Origin of the sequence: Polynucleobacter sp. VK25 (genome assembly GCF_018687355.1) — a bacterium.
Taxonomy (GTDB): domain Bacteria; phylum Pseudomonadota; class Gammaproteobacteria; order Burkholderiales; family Burkholderiaceae; genus Polynucleobacter.
Map to the genome: position 1 here is coordinate 325218 of NZ_CP061288.1, position 16405 is coordinate 341622.

Here is a 16405-nt window from a genome sequence, read left to right on the forward strand (position 1 = left end):
TTAAAGAGTTATCTTCAGTCTTACAGCCCATTCTCACGATAGTGTCTATAAAGGTTTGCAATGGATGCAAATCCAAGAACCACAATCAGTACAGCAAAAAGGTATTCACTGGTGAGGTAAGTAAAGATGCCCATCTGAATCAATATGACTGCAGCAATAAAGGCGGCGATAGATCCCAACACTACGAGTTTGAAATTGGGAATAAAAGCACCCAAAGTAATTGCAATAAATACAAGATACAGCTCAGACACCAATTGATCAGCCGTTACAAAGATGCCGTTAGTGAGTTCCGGATTGGTAAATTTGCCCAACACGGCTATCACCAGGATGGCAGCCAAGATAGCAAAGTTCAGCTTTGCCTTGAGGAGGATGGTTTTAAATTGATCGCTCATATTTTTTATGAAGCACTGCCATTAAATACGAGACTCATACCAATCCACAAAATAACAAATGCAACCAAAACAGTTGAGCCTATCTTTTTAAGGAAATATTCCAAGGTATCCATGTAAGCCTCATCGCCTCTACCGAAGTAGTGATCAAAACGCTTCCAAAAAAGGCGCCCTACAACTAGCGGCAGGAGTATTGCAACGATTCCTAAAATAACGGTCAGAGTGTTGTCCATATTTATTTGTAATCTTTCTTGCTTATTTCAAAAGTGGTGACCTATATCCCTAGGGATTTAAGTCATTTGGCCCAGTGAAGGCCGGAAAGTCATACAGGATACAGGGGTTGTTGACCAATATCGCATTTCTGAGATTTTCGTCATGCACCCACTCACCAAGCAGGTCACATAGATCGGCATCGTGAGGCATTTGCTTCTTCACCATCACATGGGGCCAGTCGCTTCCCCAGATGAGGCGATTAGGGTTTGCTTTGATGACGGCATCAGAAAAAGGGCGCATATCCATAAAAGGAAGGTCACCATCGCAGATGCGATAGGGGCCTGTCATTTTTACCCAAGCGCGTTGGTTTTTCATTAAATCTAGAAGACCCTGAAAACCCTTATCGGTAACACCATGCTTTGCATGGCTATAGCCAAAGTGACCAAACACTAAGTCGACTGGAAAATCTTCAAAAGTCTTCGCAAGATTTGGATACTCATTCACATGCATCAATAACTCTAGATGCCAACCAAATGGTTTAATGCGTGTTGCTAGGTTTCGTAATTGTGCAATCGGTAATCCAGCAGATTTATCGGTGATATCAACAATATTGCAACGCAGTCCTCTTACTCCGGCAGCATGCAAGTCAGCCAGCTCTTGATCGCTCACCGCTTTAGGGTCGTTAGAGATAACGGCAACACCTCTCAATTGTTGAGGCTTGGATTTGAGGGCTGCAAGCATTGCTCGGTTGTCAGTGCCATAAACGCTAGGTTGCACTAAAACTGCGCGATCCACTCCGAGCATCTTTAATAGCGATTCGTAGCTCTCCAGTGTTGCATCCGGTGGTGTGTAGATGCGTTCCTGCGCATATGGAAATTGCGTGGCAGGACCGCACACATGAGCATGACAATCCACCGCCCCTGCCGGGAATGGGCTCAGGGGCGAACGTACTTCAATACTCGGAGCCTGACACAGAGGCGCAGAATTACTGGGGTTCAATGGCCGCTTCTTTGGCGATCTTCTGATACTTGCCCATCTCTTCACGGACAAACTTTGTAAACTCCGCAGGACTCATTGGGGTAGCTTTAATCCCCTTGTTCTCGTAAGCAGTTTTGACTTCTGGATCCTGCATTGCTTGATTAATATCTTGATTAATCTTTTTCACAATAGCGGGTGGGGTAGCTGCAGGTGCCCAAACTCCAAACCACAAACCAATTTCAAAGTTGGCGTAGCCTTGTTCTGCGATGCTGGGAATTTCTGGAACAGCGGGATTGCGCGTTTTGCTGGTAACTCCTAGGGCGCGCACTTTTCCACCTTTGAGTTGACCAATTGCAGTATCCAAAGGAGCCATGTAAAAAGCGGTGCGTCCGGACATGGTGTCCTGAATAGCTTCAGGCGATCCTTTGTAAGGAACGTGGATGAGTTTGATGCCCATCATCTGATTGAAATACTCCGCCGCCAAGTGTGTTGAGCTACCCACGCCAGCAGAGGCAAATGTAATTTCATTCGGTTTAGATTTAGCCGCAATGACAAGGTCGCGAATGGATTGGTAGGGGCCATCGGCTGCAGTAACCATGACATAAGGTGTTTGTCCCAAAATGGCGACATCCACCAAACTCTTGAGTGGATCGTAAGGTAGCTTCTTATAAATTGCAGGATTAGCTGCGTACGAAGCCGATTGCACTAGCAGGGTATATCCATCAGGGTCAGAGTTCACAACCACTCCGGTACCAATGAGACCACCAGCACCGGGTCGATTTTCAATAATGACGGATTGCTTCCATGTTTCCGTGAGGCTTTTTGCTACCACCCTTCCAGCAATATCAGCACCGGAGCCAGTAGTTAAGGGAACAATCATTTTCACGGTGCGGTTTGGATAACTTTGGGCGCAAGCAATGCTCACACCAAAAGCAAGGCAAAACGCGAGAATAAGTCTAGTGGGCTTGTGGATGCTGCGTACCCGCCTGAACGTTGTAAACATCTTGTCTCCTTAGTATTTTTATAGTTTCGTTGGATAATCTAACATGCTCTGACAAATAGATAAATAGAAGATCAATAGAACTTTAGATAGGGTGGAGATAAATGACTCAAATGCAGGATCTGAAAATGATTAAGGTAAACGGTGTCGATATTGCTTATCGTTTTGATGGCCCCAAAGATGGCCCTGTTTTATTGGTAGCGAATAGTTTGATGGCCAATGGTAGTATGTGGGATGGCAATGTGCCCGCATTAGCAGATCGCTATCGCGTATTGCGTTATGACAAAAGAGGGCATGGTGGCTCTGGTCTCAATGCCGGCCCTTACACCATTGCACAATTGGCAGATGACGCTATTGGACTATTAGATGCTCTTGGTATTCAGAAGGCGCACTTTATGGGCTTATCGATTGGTGGCATGATTGGCCAGCAATTAGGCGCTCGCTTTCCAGAGCGCATTCTCTCATTGTCACTTTGTAATACCGCCTCAGAAATGCCACCACGCAGCTTATGGGAAGAGCGTTTTGAAATTGCTCGCGCTCAAGGTATCGCTGGGTTGGTGGAGGGCACAATTAAGCGCTGGTTTACTGCGCCTTTTATTGAACGAGCACCAAAAGAAATCGAAAAAGTTCGTCAAATGATCTTGGGTACCAATGTGGATGGTTATATGGCTTGCGGCAGCGCCGTACGTGATATGGCGCAAAGTACAATGTTATTGAAGATTAAGGCGCCTACCCTGGTTCTGTCGGGGCGTGACGATCCTGCGTGTACTGTTGATCAAGGAATTGTTTTACATCGTGTAATAGGTCACTCCAAAATGGTAATACTGGAGGAGGCTGCTCACCTATCAAACATTGAGCAGCCAGAAGCCTTTAACAAGACGGTGCGTCAATTTATCGACTCCGTTGATGATGCTTTGTAACTTATTTTCATTATTTAGATTTACTAACAGCATTTATTAAAAAGAAGGCATCTTTATGACCGAACTATCCAATGCTCAGATTCAAGAGCTCCGCACAAAAGTATTAGGCGCAGCTGCCAAAGTTCCAGGCGCTTTAATTGGTCTCGGAATTTTATTTATCGTGCTTGGCATGATTGGCATTGCCGGCCAAACTTTGTTTTCTTTTATATCCGTTAATGTCTTAGGCATCTTTTTATTTGCTGGCGGCATATTGCAGGGTGCACATGCATTGAAGTCGCATGGCTGGAAAAGTGTTAGCGTGCAACTTATTTTGGCGGCACTCTATATTGCAGCAGCAATCTTCACCTGGGCTTTCCCAATTCCAGCTCTGGAAGCAATTACCTTGTGGCTTGCGGCAATCTTTTTTGTAACAGGTGCATTACGATTGATCTCAGCATTTCAGCATCGCCACTTCCGTGAATGGTTTTGGTTGGTTCTCTCTTCAGCAATTTCTATTTTGATGGGTGTGCTGATCATGAATGGCTATCCAGAGTCTAGTCTATGGCTGCCTGGCATGTTGATTGCGATTGAATTGTTGTTGCAGGGCTGGTCATTATTATTTATGGGCTTAGCAGCACGCTCATTGATTAAGTAACTAAGTAAATAATTCAGTTTGCAACAGCAAAATAAAGAGCGTTCATCATGACAATGAAAAAAACCGATCTCTATAAGAATTTAGCTTTGAAAACTGCGCAGGGAATGAAAAACGCTGCTAAGACTCCTAAGCTAGGGGCAGAAGAGAAAGCAAAGTCTAAAAAGGAAATGGCAAGCGCTAACCCCTTGCTGGCTTCTTTGATGGGCAAGACCAAATCGAAGTAAATCTTGAAGCAAGCGTCTCCGCTTTTTCTGATTGATATCCTCAAGGTCCTTGCGGCCTTGATGATTATTCTGCATCACCTCTCAAGCTATGGGCAAATTGCAGAGGATGCAAGGCTTGTCTTACCGAGACTGATGACTTGGCTCTTTGAGTACGGGCGTTATGCGGTGCAAATCTTTTTGGTCATGGCGGGTTATTTGGCTGCTCAGTCTTTGAGCCGTTATGCCAACATTAAATTTAGCGCAAACGGTTTGCTGAAACTCATTCTGAATCGTTATCTACGATTGTTTGCCCCTTATGCCGCGGCACTCATTTTTACGATTGCGTGTGCTTACATTGCACGCATCTGGGTCAATGATGAATTTGTTGGTCAATCAGAAACACTTTCCCAGTTTTTAGCGCACCTCTTTTTTATTCAAGGCATCTTAGGCTTAGATTCTATTTCTGCTGGCGCTTGGTATGTTGCAATTGATTGGCAGTTGTATTCAGTGCTGGCCATTCTATTTGTTTCTTTTCCCAGCTATAAGGCATTAATTTGGTTGGTAAGTATTTTCGCTGTCAGTTCTTTATTGTTCTTTAATCGTTCTGGCGAGTATGAAGCGTATTTTATTTACTTCATTGGTTCTTATGGATTGGGCGCCTTAGCGTATTTGGCTAGCGGCTTTCAAGATGTCGGTGTGAAGCGTTTAGCTAAGGCTGCATTAATTTTGATTGGACTGATTATTGCCGCCGCTTCGATTCAGCAAATTTGGCTTAGAAATTTTCTGGCATGGTTTGTAGCACTGGCATTGTTCTTGTGGGGCAATGCCGCTTATCCTGCTGGCATTAGGCAGAATGGATTGCTAAGAGCTATTGCCTGGGGAAGTCAGCGCTCATACTGCGCTTTCTTAATTCACTTCGCATTTATTCTGCTGGCAAACACGCTTTATATCGCCTTGGGCTTGCATACCCAGCAAAGCGGGGCAATAGCAATTGTATTGATGCTAGGTGTTGTGGTTTGCAGCATCTTGTCTGCAAATTATTTTTATCGTTGGATAGAAATTCCAGCGAACAAACTCAAGGTCTAACTCAAGACTCGGTTCAGAGACCCATATCTTTGAGAACGCGGAAGATTTCGCGATAGGCCTTAGGTGGTTTGTTTTGTTCTTTCTCACGACGCGCATTACGAATCAAAGTACGCATATTCTGAATATCCATATCGGGATATTGCTCAATCATTTTGGTAAATGCCTCATCATTCGCAATGAGTCTGTCACGATAGCTCTCCAGAAAGTGCAACTTTGCAGTCTCGGCTTTACTAACGCCCTGAATTGCGTCTAAGCGTTTCTGAATCGCATCTAGCTCTTCTTCATCTAAAAAGCGCATGAGCTTGCCAAGATATTGCTTATGACGACGGATTGCCTCAAAACTTTTAATCTTGTTTGTTTCTGCAATAGCAGTCTTGATCGCTTCATCGAGAGGAATCGTTTTTAGGGCGTCACTACTTAGGGCAGCCAAAACTTCCGCCAGTTTCTGGCGCTCAGTCATTTGGCGCTTTAATTCTGACTTGCTGGGCCCTTCATCGGCATCAACCAGTTTGGGGGTGCGATTCTTCTCATTAATATGCATGTAGCTATTTTAGACTGCTATTGAGGGTATCTACAGAGGTGACTAATGGGATGCCTAATTTGCAAGATTGGTAAATAATAGGCATTCGCAGCGGGAAACCCTCTAACCATTGAATAACGCTTTATTAGATGCAAACAACATGACCCAAGCAAACACTTACGACTACATCATTATTGGGGCAGGCAGTGCTGGCTGCATGTTGGCTAAGCGTTTAACTGAAAATCCCAACAAGAAGGTCTTGCTCATTGAGGCCGGCAAAAACGATAACTACATCTGGATTCATATTCCTGTTGGATATTTATATTGCATCGATAACCCAAGAGCAGATTGGCGCTTTAAAACAGCCGCTGAAAAAGGTTTAAATGGCCGTTCATTGCTATACCCCCGTGGCCGTGTTTTAGGTGGCTGCTCATCCATTAACGGCATGATTTATATGCGGGGCCAAGCAGGTGACTACGAGTCTTGGGTGCAGGCAACCGGTGACGAATCTTGGTCTTGGGAAAATGCACTGATGCGTTACAAGTCATTTGAGGATTACCACGGCGCCGCTAATCAATGGCATGGTAAAGGCGGAGAGTGGACTGTTTCAAAGCAGCGCTTACGTTGGCCCATCATGGATCGATTTAAAGAGGCTGCCGTGCAGGCTGGCATCCCAGCATCAGACGACTTTAACTGTGGCGATAATTTTGGTGTGGGATATTTTGATGTTAGCCAACGCGCAGGTTGGCGCTTAAATACTTCAAAAGCTTTTTTGAGGGATGCAGCCAAGCGCAGTAACCTCACGATATTGACTGAGGCAGTAGTGACTAAACTCAAAATTGATCCTGTTACTAAAAATTGTCTTGGGGTTGAGTATCTGAAGAATGGCATCGCTTCTGAAGCGCTCTGCGCTACTGAACAGGGCGGTGAAGTTTTATTAAGTGCTGGTGCTATTGGAAGCGTGCAAATATTAGAGCGCTCTGGCGTTGGCGCGGCTGCACATCTCAATCAATTAGATATTCCTGTGATTGCCAATCTCCCAGGGGTTGGTGAGAATCTACAAGACCATTTACAGCTTCGCATGGTTTACAAGGTTAATGGTATTAAGACTTTAAACACCAAAGCCAATACCCTCTGGGGCAAGATGATGATTGGCTTAGAGTATGTGCTGAAGCGCTCTGGTCCAATGTCGATGGCGCCATCACAGCTCGGCGCATTTGCATATAGTTCTCCAGAGCAAAGGCGTGCAAACGTGGAGTACCACGTGCAACCATTGTCATTAGAAAAGTTTGGTGAGGACTTGCATTCATTTAATGCATTTACTGCGAGCGTTTGTAATTTGCGTCCCACCTCACGAGGAAGCGTGCACATCAACTCAACAAATCCAGAAGCTCCGCCGGTGATTAGCCCAAACTATTTATCGACCGAGGAAGATCGCAAAGTGGCAGCAGAGTCATTACGCTTAACACGCAAGATTGTGGAGCAGGCCGCACTCGGACCTTTTGCCCCTGAAGAATATAAGCCTGGCATGCAGTATCAAACGGATGCTGAATTAGTTAAAGCTGCTGGTGATATTGGCACTACGATTTTTCACCCAGTTGGCACTTGCAAGATGGGTCGTGATGATGACCCAATGGCCGTGCTTGACTCCGAGTTGCGCGTGAGAGGCATTCATCATTTGCGTGTAGTGGATGCTTCAGCAATGCCAACAATCACCTCGGGTAATACCGCCGCTCCGACGATGATGATTGCGCAGCGTGTGGCAGAATTGCTGACGCGTGCCTAAGACCTCACAAAAGACTTACTCATTACCAGCGAGTCATTTACTGTTGGCGCTCGCCATTGTGGCAGTGTGGGGCACGAACTTTGTAGTGATTAAGTTATCGCTTAGTGCATTCCCACCATTCTTATTTGCCGCACTTCGCTACACCTTTGCGTTTCTGCCCTTAGCGCTCTTCCTGCCGATACCTAAAGTGTCTTGGGTCAATCTCTGTATTTATGGTTTAGCAGTGGGTGTCGGGCAGTTCGGTATTTTGTATTTTGCGATTGATGGCCGCATCTCTCCAGGCCTAGCTTCGCTGGTAATTCAGACGCAGGTATTTTTCACAATCGGCTTTGCGATGTTTTTTGCTAAAGAGCGTTTGCGCACTTACCAAACTTTGGCGGTATTGGTTGCCATGATCGGATTGGGAATTATTGCGCTGCACACTGACGCCAGCACTACCTTTCTTGGTTTGGCTTTAGTGGTGTTTACCGGTTTTTCTTGGGGGGTAGCCAATACTGTCAGTCGTAGGGCGGGCTCTATCAATATGCTGGCCTATGTAGTTTGGGCGAGCGTTTTTGCTATTCCTCCCTTATTTGGTATATCCCTTCTATTTGAAGGTGGCTGGGAACACATGAGTAGCTCAGTAAGCTCTGCGCCATTAGGGGCATGGGCTGGGGTCCTTTGGCAATCCTGGGGAAATACCCTTTTTGGCTATGCAGCTTGGGCCTGGCTGCTTTCTAAGCATCCAGCCGCGGTAGTGGCTCCAGCGCCATTGCTGGTGCCTATCTTTGGCATGGGGGCAGCGGCTTACTTCTTGGCTGAACCATTGCCTTTATGGAAGATTTTGGCGGCAAGTTTGGTGATTGTGGGGTTAGTAATCAATCTCTTTTGGCCCAATATTGAGCGCGCCCTAAAACAAAGACTTTCTTGAGCCCATGAGGCTAATGTAAAACCCTAATACAAGGCCCTTTTTTTGGCTTTGTATTAACAGTAAGATAACTGTTCGTTTGTGTTTTATCTATAAAAAAGTATTTATTCATTAGCAATTTTTAGTCATGGAGACTTTATGAACATTCGTCGTCACATTTTTGCAGTAGCAGCTACTGCAATGCTCTCTACCGGCGCTTACGCTGCCGATATTAAGCTTGGTGTTGCAGGTCCGTTTACTGGTGGATCATCCTCAATGGGTGTCAGTATGCGTGACGGTGTGCGTCTTGCTGCAAAAGAAATTAATGCTGCTGGCGGCATCAATGGCAACAAAATCGTATTGGTTGAGCGCGATGATGAGGCTAAAAATGAACGTGGCGTTCAAATTGCACAAGAGTTGATCAATAACGAAAAAGTAGTTGCTACTCTTGGCTACATCAACACTGGTGTTGCATTGGCTTCACAACGTTTTTATCAAGACGCCAAGATTCCAGTAATGAATAACGTTGCTACTGGTTCTATTTTGACCAAGCAATTCCCTAACGCACCAGAGAACTACGTTTTCCGTAATGCTGCCCCTGATAATATTCAAGCACCATTGATTGCTAAAGAGGCCGTTGAAAAGCGTGGCCTGAAGAAAGTAGCGATTTTGGCTGACTCTACAAACTATGGTCAGTTGGGTCGTGAGGACTTGGAAAAAGCCTTGAAGACATATGGCGTAACTCCAGTTGCAACTGAAAAGTTCAACATTGGTGACGTAGATATGACTTCACAATTGCTCAAAGCAAAAAATGCTGGTGCTGATGTAATTTTGACTTACGCAATTGGACCTGAGTTGGCGCAAATTGCTAACGGTATGGCTAAGTTGGGTTGGAAAAAACCAATGATCGGTAGCTGGACATTGTCTATGGCTAGCTTTATTGATACAGCAGGTAAGAATGGTGACGGCGCAACTATGCCACAAACCTATATTCAATCTCCTTCTACAACTGCTAAACGCAAAGCATTCCAAGATGCTTACGTAAAAGAGTTCAAACCAAAAAATAACAACATCGCTTCCCCAGTTTCTGCTGCCCAAGGTTACGACTCTGTATACCTCTTGGCTGCAGCGATCAAGCAAGCAAACAGCACTGAAGGACCAAAGATTGTTGCAGCTTTGCAAGATCTGAAGACTCCTGTTGAAGGTGTTGTGATTACTTACAACAAACCATTCTCTGCAACTGATCACGACGCTATCAAGACAAAAGACGTAGTGATGGGCGTAGTTGAAAATGGTCGTGTTGAATTCTTGAATGCTGAGGACGCTAAACCCAAGAAGAAGTAATTTAAGTAATTAGCAGGCAATTTATCTTTTATTTTGCACTGCAGCATTTTGTAAGGTAGAGCGCCGCCCAAAAGGCGGCGTTTTGCTTACAATGTTGGATTCGTTAATAAAACAGTTTTAAGAATATTTAGGCCAATAACATGGACATGTTTGCACAAATTCTCTCGAGCGGTATAGCGGTGGGGATGATCTACGCGGTCATCGCCTTCGGGTTCCAGCTCACTTTTGCCACATCGGGCACCTTGAACTTCGGTCAGGGTGAGGCCTTGATGCTGGGTGCTCTGGTAGGTTTAACCTGCGTTGACACATTTGGTATGAACTATTGGGTAATGATCCCTGTGGTTTGCTTGTTCGGAATGATTCAGGGTGGCTTTGTTGAGCTCATCGGTGTTCGTCCGGCAATCAAAATTAAGTCTGAGTTTGGTTGGATTATGTCCACCATTGCACTCGGCATTATTTTCAAGAACGTTGCTGAAAATATCTGGGGTCGCGATGCATTGCCATTCCCATCACCATTGCCAATGGAGCCAATGAATTTCTTGGGCGCAAATATTCTCCCAATGGAAATCTTGGTGGTAGTTGGTGCATTGGTCATGATGTTGTTGGTCGAGTTTTTTAACCGTAAAACAATTTACGGTAAAGCAGTGGTTGCTACAGCAAACGACCGTGATGCAGCTGGCTTGATGGGTATCAACACCAGCGTAGTCATTACATTCTCTTATGCACTTTCTTCCTTAACAGCAGCGTTCGCAGGTGTTTTGATTGCTCCGCTGACCTTGACTGGCGCCACGATGGGCGGCGCGCTAGGTTTGAAGGCTTTCGCTGTGGCGATTATTGGCGGCTTGTCTAGCGGTCTCGGAATTATTGTTGGTGGTTTGATTCTGGGTATTGTTGAGACAGCAACTGGTTTCTATATTTCAACTGGTTACAAAGATGTTCCAGGCTTGATTTTGTTATTGCTCGTGTTGGCATACAAACCATCTGGTCTCTTCGGCAAATCTGCGATTAAGAAAGTTTAATGATGAAATTGAAGTCTCTATTACCTCTATTAATTGCGATTGGGGCACTCTTTGCTCTGCCGTTATTTATTCATAACCCTTATTACATTCACTTAGTTGAAACTATTCTGATCTACACCATCTTGTTATTTGGTTTAGACATTGTTGTTGGATATGTAGGTCAGGTTTCTTTAGGTCATGCAGCACTCTTTGGCATCGGCTCATACACTGCTGGTGTTCTGTACTTCCATTTTGGTTGGACTATTTGGGGAACTCTCCCTGCATCAATCGTAGTTACAGCAATCTTCGGTGGCATCTTGGCTTTGCCGGCGCTGAAGGTAATCGGACCATACTTAGCGATGGTGACTTTGGCATTCGGTACGATTGCACAGATTCTGATTAATGAGATGACTTGGATGACTGAAGGCCCATTGGGCATCAAGATTCCAAAGCCTGAACTCATGGGCGTGCCAATGACTAAGGCTGAGTACTTCTGGATGGTTGGAATCATCTTGATTCTCTCCATGATCGTGGTCGATCGCTTTGTTAAATCACAAATTGGCCGTGCTTTTGAAGCATTGCGTGATAGTCCAATTGCCTGTGACTGTATGGGTGTATCCGTTTACCGCTTTAAGGTAATCGCATTTGTGATTAGCGCTGGTTTTGCTGGCTTAGCTGGTTGCTTATATGCGTATTCCGAGCAATATATTTCTCCAAACACTTATAACAACGAATTAGCTGTTCTGTTCTTGCTTGGCATCATTATGGGTGGACGCAAGTCACGCTTAGGGGCGGTGATCGGTGCGGCAATTATTGTGTTGCTGCCTAAACTCCTGGACGATATCAACTTGTTCCGTATCGTTGCTTCGATTATTGCAATCGTTGTAGTGGTGGGTGCTGGTATGGCCTTGTCTAAGAAGGTTACTACTCCACGCCGTGTTGCAGTACCTATTGCCGGTGTGGTTGGTTTAGCTGCATTCTCATTCTGGTTAAATACTATTTCTGACTGGCGCCTGAGTATTTTCGGCTTCATGATTTTGTTGGTTGTGTATTACTTGCAAAACGGTATTGTTGGTTTTGCGAAGAGCTTCTACCAGTCTATTGCTGGCAAAGCAAAAACCACGCGTGGTGGTGATGCTGAAGTGGTGGATGAGTCCGTTAGCTTCATCAGCACTGTAGCCAATCAAAATACAGGTGCAGAACTCCTTAAAGTAGATTCCATCTTGATGCAGTTTGGTGGCTTGAAGGCTTTGAACAATGTTGATCTCAGCATCAAGCGCGGCACTATTCATGGTTTGATCGGCCCTAACGGTTCCGGTAAGAGCACGATGATGAACGTGTTGACTGGTATTTACACACCTACCGCTGGTAATGTCTTGTACGCAGGTGAAAGTGTTGTTGGTAAGACTTCTTCTGACATCGCCTTGTCTGGTATTGCACGTACCTTCCAAAACGTTCAGCTCTTCGGTGAAATGACTGCTATCCAAAATATTTTGGTTGGCTTGCATCACACCTTCAAATCCAACATGGTTGAAGTTGCATTGCATCTGCCACGTTATAAGAAAGAAGAAACTGAAGCCCATGCTCGTGCAATGGCCTTGCTCAAGTTCGTTGGCCTAGATGATTTGGCGAACGAAGAAGCACGTAACTTGCCATATGGTAAGCAGCGTTTGCTCGAAATCGCTCGTGCCTTGGCATTAGATCCTGAGTTGCTCTTGTTAGATGAGCCAGCTGCAGGTTTGACAGCCCCGGATATTAAAGAACTCTTGCGCATTATCCGTAAGATCCGCGATAGCGGTATTACCTTCATCCTGATTGAGCATCACATGGATGTGGTGATGTCAGTTTGCGATACCGTTTCTGTATTGGACTTCGGTCAGAAGATTGCAGAAGGTAAACCAGCTGAAGTTCAGGCAGACGAGAAGGTGATTCATGCCTACTTGGGTACTTAATCACTAGAACATATTGAATCGGTAAATACCATGTTATCTATTAAGAATCTTGAAGCAGGCTACGGCAAAGTTAAAGTCCTCCACGGCATCAATATTGATGTTCCTAAAGGACAGGTTATTACTTTGATTGGCTCAAACGGTGCTGGCAAAACCACCACCATGCGCGCTATTACAGGCATGATTAAACCAACGGCTGGTGAAGTGACATTAGGCGGCGAAAAAATTGACGGTTACGACTCTCATAAAATCGCACGCTTAGGTTTGGCTCACAGCCCTGAAGGCCGTCGCGTGTTTACGACAATGTCTGTAACTGACAATTTATTGCTTGGCGCATTTCCACGCTTTACCGGCAGCCGCCCAAAGGGCGATATTAAGAGCGACCTTGAGAAGTCTCTCGAAATGTTCCCACGTCTCAAAGAGCGTCGCAATCAATTAGCCGGCACTCTGTCTGGTGGTGAGCAACAGATGTTGGCGATGGCTCGTGCCGTAATGTTGAACCCAGAGATTATTCTCTTGGATGAGCCATCCATGGGTCTTGCGCCAATCTTGGTTGAGGAAGTGTTTAAGATCATTGCTAATCTCAAGTCACAGGGTGTGACGATGTTGTTGGTTGAGCAGTTTGCTGCCGCAGCCTTGAACGTCGCTGATTATGGCTATGTTCTTGAGAACGGTAAGATCGCCACTCATGGCCCAGCTGCAAAACTCAAGGATGACCCGGCTGTGAAAGCAGCTTACTTGGGTGGTGCTGGTGGTCACTAAGTAGTTATCTAAACTACGAGCTACAAAAAGCCCTTAGTAATAAGGGCTTTTTCTTTTTGCGCTAACTTAGTTTGAGATCAGTTTAATAGCCTCACGTATCAAGAGCGCTCGGTATCCCATATACATGGCTACTAAAGTAAAGCCAAATAAAAAGAGCTTAGGAATAAGTGCGCCCTCAATGACTAGTTCGCTATTAAGCAAACCTAGTGCTACCGCAAGAAAGAAGAGGGCACCTAAGGCCAGCACGATCCAATTCTCATTGCTGCTGACCTGTTGCGTTTGGTTGCTATAAGCAAGAACCTGAAGGGTTCCATCTTTTGGGTATCCCGATACGATCACCTGATCACCTTCGGCAATTTGCATTGGTGCTGAAAACTTAGCCTCGATTGCCTTATCACCCAAGTTAAATTTGGAGATAAAGAAGCGCTGGTAATAGACTGAGGAATGATCGTGGGTAGGCTTCTCGGGATTGACGTATTCGAGTAGCTCATGATTGAGATTGCTGACCGTACCGGAGATGGCGCTGACTGAGTTGGATAGAAAGACTCTAGATTTAGATGTGGACATCAGTAGGGCCCCTAAGAGGCTGAATACAAGAATATAAATAATAGATGCCAATGGCTTTCTCATAGACTATTAAGCCCTTTAAGAATGAGGCTGACAGCCACGACAAACGTCAACACAGCAAAAATTTGTTGCAATCTTGGACCGCTGAGCTCTTTGCCAAATGCTCTACCAATTAGCAGGCCAATTAAAGCGCCTAGTGAAAAAGGCGCTGCAAGAGTCAAATCCAGATTGCCAGAGATTCCTGAAAATATAACGCCGCCGCTAGAGATGATTGCTAGTACTCCTAGTGAGGTAGCAACAATCGACTTAACGGGCAAATCTGTGTAGCGTTTTAATGCAGGAACAATGACGAATCCTCCGCCAACCCCAAGTAAGCCAGAAAGAAATCCTGCCAACCCGCCGGATAACATGAGTGCTCTTGCACATGGAATATTCCATGCTAGCTTTCCCCTGGAAGTATCTAATAAGCATGGCGGCGGAGGCTTGCCCTCAAAATCAGATATGCCGTGAATTTCTTTGTAAGCCTGTCGATATAGGCGAATAGAAACGTAGAACAGTGTGCAGCTAAAAAGAATTAATAGGGGAGCATTGGGAATGCGTTGTGATGCCCATAATCCTATTGGAGAAAGTATCAAACCAAATATTGCCATGAATCCCGCAGCTTTATAGCGAAGAATCTTATTTTTTAAACCTAATAGGGCGCCAACTCCTGCAGAGAGCGCAATTGCAGAAAGGGAGATAGGGGCTGCTTCAGCTACTGGCAAATGCAAGATGAATACCAGTAAAGGAACGGACAGGATTCCGCCGCCAGCACCAGTCAGACCCATTAATAAGCCCACAATAAGGCCCAAGCAGGGGCTGATGAGAATTGAGTAGTCCATTGCAATTAATTTTATATTAAGATAATATATAAATAAATATATTAATGACTCTTTTCGAGTGTAATTGCAATATTGTTAGGAAAGATTGCCATGAAATCACTCATTCAAGCCAATGTTGAGGCCTTTTTTGATCCAGAAACTTGGACTTTTACCTACGTTGTTTATGCTGGAAAGCAAAGCCAATGCGTAGTAATTGATTCGGTCATGAACTATGACCCTAAATCAGGTCGCATCTCTACAAAATCTGCTGATGAGGTTATTGGCTTTATACAAAGTGAACAACTGCAGCTAACTTGGGTTTTAGAAACCCATGCTCATGCAGATCATCTAACAGCAGCGCCCTATATCCAAAGTAAGCTGGGCGGTAAGATTGTTATTGGAGATCACATTACTAGCGTTCAGAACGTTTTTAAGGGTGTCTTCAATTTGGATGATCAATTTGCGATTGATGGATCTCAATTTGATTATTTATTGCAAGACGGTGAATCCCTTCAATTTGGAGATCTCACCTTAAAAGCGCTTTATGTTCCAGGACATACTCCTGCTTGTATGGCTTATGAAATCGGCGATGCCTTATTTGTTGGGGATACTTTATTTATGCCTGATGTTGGTACAGCGCGTTGCGACTTTCCAGGAGGCAGTGCTCAAGATTTGTATAGGTCTATTCAGAAAGTATTGGCTTATCCTGATGAGACTAGGCTGTATATGTGCCATGATTACCCGCCTACTGATCGTGCCGCAGCCTACTGCACAACAGTTGGCGAGGAAAAGAAGTCCAATATTCATGTGCATACAGGTATTAGCGAAGAACAATTTGTGCAAATGCGCAATAAACGTGACGCTACCTTAGATATGCCCAATCTCATACTACCGTCTATTCAGGTCAATATCCGTGCTGGCTACCTGCCCACACCTGAGGTCAATGGTAAGACCTATTTGAAAATCCCCGTAAATATTCTTTGATATGACTATTACAAAATCTGAACTGAAAAAAATGCAGGCATCAGCAGCCGATGCCTGCAAGTTAATGAAGGTCTTATCAAATAGCGACCGAATGATGTTGTTATGTGAAATTGGCCAAGGTGAAAAATGTGTTAGTGAGCTGGAGGATGCGTTAGATTTACATCAGCCCACTTTATCTCAGCAATTAACAGTCCTGCGCAAAGAAAAGTTAGTAAAGACACGTAGAGCAGGTAAGCAAATTTACTATTCCCTGGCTAGTGAGGTTGCTGTGGCTGTAATGAGTCTGCTTTACAAATACTATTGCAAAAGGTAGCGGTTCAAATAGC

19 protein-coding genes are annotated in these 16405 nt (G+C 44.8%); 12 read left to right on the top strand and 7 right to left on the bottom strand.

The features are described 5' to 3' along the window. Positions 1 to 20: 20 nt before the first annotated feature. Genes AOC21_RS01790 through AOC21_RS01805 form a run of 4 tightly spaced genes read right to left on the bottom strand, consistent with a single transcriptional unit; the run spans position 21 to position 2583 of the window. On the bottom strand, positions 21 to 392 hold the full coding sequence (locus AOC21_RS01790) for a hypothetical protein (protein WP_215392112.1): 372 nt from the start codon (positions 390 to 392) through the stop codon (positions 21 to 23). Between the two features lie 5 nt (positions 393 to 397). Beyond that, positions 398 to 622: a hypothetical protein gene (locus AOC21_RS01795; protein ID WP_215362693.1), complete on the bottom strand. Its 225-nt coding sequence runs from the start codon at positions 620 to 622 to the stop codon at positions 398 to 400. 49 nt (positions 623 to 671) lie between these two features. Then, complete coding sequence (locus AOC21_RS01800) at positions 672 to 1601, bottom strand: amidohydrolase (protein ID WP_215392113.1); 930 nt, start codon at positions 1599 to 1601, stop codon at positions 672 to 674. After that, a complete protein-coding gene (locus AOC21_RS01805; RefSeq protein ID WP_215392114.1) occupies positions 1588 to 2583 on the bottom strand; it encodes a tripartite tricarboxylate transporter substrate binding protein in 996 nt (331 codons plus the stop codon). Before AOC21_RS01805 ends, AOC21_RS01800 begins: the two co-directional genes overlap by 14 nt. Before the next feature lie 101 nt (positions 2584 to 2684). Between AOC21_RS01805 and pcaD the strand changes: the two genes are divergently transcribed. The 4 genes from pcaD to AOC21_RS01825 are packed head-to-tail and all read left to right on the top strand — an operon-like array spanning position 2685 to position 5423. After that, on the top strand, positions 2685 to 3500 hold the full coding sequence (gene pcaD / locus AOC21_RS01810) for a 3-oxoadipate enol-lactonase (protein ID WP_215392115.1): 816 nt from the start codon (positions 2685 to 2687) through the stop codon (positions 3498 to 3500). Positions 3501 to 3555: 55 nt separating this feature from the next. Further along, a complete protein-coding gene (locus AOC21_RS01815) occupies positions 3556 to 4134 on the top strand; it encodes an HdeD family acid-resistance protein (protein ID WP_215392116.1) in 579 nt (192 codons plus the stop codon). Positions 4135 to 4181: 47 nt separating this feature from the next. Beyond that, positions 4182 to 4358 carry a hypothetical protein gene (locus AOC21_RS01820; RefSeq protein WP_215392117.1) on the top strand — a complete coding sequence of 59 codons (177 nt, stop codon included), beginning with the start codon at positions 4182 to 4184 and terminating at the stop codon, positions 4356 to 4358. 3 nt (positions 4359 to 4361) lie between these two features. Continuing rightward, entirely contained in the window at positions 4362 to 5423 is a 1062-nt protein-coding gene (locus AOC21_RS01825; protein ID WP_251371543.1) for an acyltransferase, read from the top strand. A 13-nt stretch (positions 5424 to 5436) separates the two neighbouring features. On the opposite strand, the gene yjgA is transcribed toward AOC21_RS01825, so the two are convergent. Then, complete coding sequence (gene yjgA / locus AOC21_RS01830; RefSeq protein WP_215392118.1) at positions 5437 to 5964, bottom strand: ribosome biogenesis factor YjgA; 528 nt, start codon at positions 5962 to 5964, stop codon at positions 5437 to 5439. Positions 5965 to 6103: 139 nt separating this feature from the next. Here yjgA and AOC21_RS01835 point away from each other — a divergent pair, with 139 nt between their 5' ends. The 6 genes from AOC21_RS01835 to AOC21_RS01860 all read left to right on the top strand — a co-directional run bounded on the left by AOC21_RS01835 (position 6104) and on the right by AOC21_RS01860 (position 13668). Further along, the gene (locus tag AOC21_RS01835; protein WP_215392119.1) at positions 6104 to 7729 is read left to right on the top strand and encodes a GMC family oxidoreductase; all 1626 of its coding nucleotides are present in this window, start codon (positions 6104 to 6106) and stop codon (positions 7727 to 7729) included. Continuing rightward, complete coding sequence (locus AOC21_RS01840; protein ID WP_215392120.1) at positions 7722 to 8639, top strand: EamA family transporter; 918 nt, start codon at positions 7722 to 7724, stop codon at positions 8637 to 8639. The genes AOC21_RS01835 and AOC21_RS01840 overlap by 8 nt, the downstream gene beginning before the upstream one ends. 135 nt (positions 8640 to 8774) lie before the next feature. Continuing rightward, on the top strand, positions 8775 to 9959 hold the full coding sequence (locus tag AOC21_RS01845) for an ABC transporter substrate-binding protein (RefSeq protein WP_215392121.1): 1185 nt from the start codon (positions 8775 to 8777) through the stop codon (positions 9957 to 9959). Positions 9960 to 10099: 140 nt separating this feature from the next. Beyond that, positions 10100 to 10978 carry a branched-chain amino acid ABC transporter permease gene (locus AOC21_RS01850; protein WP_215392122.1) on the top strand — a complete coding sequence of 293 codons (879 nt, stop codon included), beginning with the start codon at positions 10100 to 10102 and terminating at the stop codon, positions 10976 to 10978. Between the two features lie 2 nt (positions 10979 to 10980). Continuing rightward, on the top strand, positions 10981 to 12909 hold the full coding sequence (locus tag AOC21_RS01855; RefSeq protein WP_215392718.1) for an ATP-binding cassette domain-containing protein: 1929 nt from the start codon (positions 10981 to 10983) through the stop codon (positions 12907 to 12909). 30 nt (positions 12910 to 12939) lie between these two features. Beyond that, positions 12940 to 13668, top strand: coding sequence for an ABC transporter ATP-binding protein (locus AOC21_RS01860; protein WP_215392123.1), 729 nt, complete (start codon positions 12940 to 12942; stop codon positions 13666 to 13668). A 66-nt stretch (positions 13669 to 13734) separates the two neighbouring features. On the opposite strand, the gene AOC21_RS01865 is transcribed toward AOC21_RS01860, so the two are convergent. Both AOC21_RS01865 and AOC21_RS01870 read right to left on the bottom strand, forming a co-directional pair. Then, a complete protein-coding gene (locus AOC21_RS01865; protein WP_215392124.1) occupies positions 13735 to 14235 on the bottom strand; it encodes a hypothetical protein in 501 nt (166 codons plus the stop codon). Positions 14236 to 14294: 59 nt separating this feature from the next. Then, entirely contained in the window at positions 14295 to 15116 is an 822-nt protein-coding gene (locus AOC21_RS01870) for a sulfite exporter TauE/SafE family protein (protein WP_215392125.1), read from the bottom strand. Between the two features lie 90 nt (positions 15117 to 15206). Between AOC21_RS01870 and AOC21_RS01875 the strand changes: the two genes are divergently transcribed. Further along, positions 15207 to 16079, top strand: a complete 873-nt coding sequence (locus tag AOC21_RS01875; RefSeq protein ID WP_215392126.1) for an MBL fold metallo-hydrolase — start codon at positions 15207 to 15209, stop codon at positions 16077 to 16079. 1 nt (position 16080) lies between these two features. After that, the gene (locus tag AOC21_RS01880; protein WP_215392127.1) at positions 16081 to 16392 is read left to right on the top strand and encodes a metalloregulator ArsR/SmtB family transcription factor; all 312 of its coding nucleotides are present in this window, start codon (positions 16081 to 16083) and stop codon (positions 16390 to 16392) included. Positions 16393 to 16405: the final 13 nt, after the last annotated feature.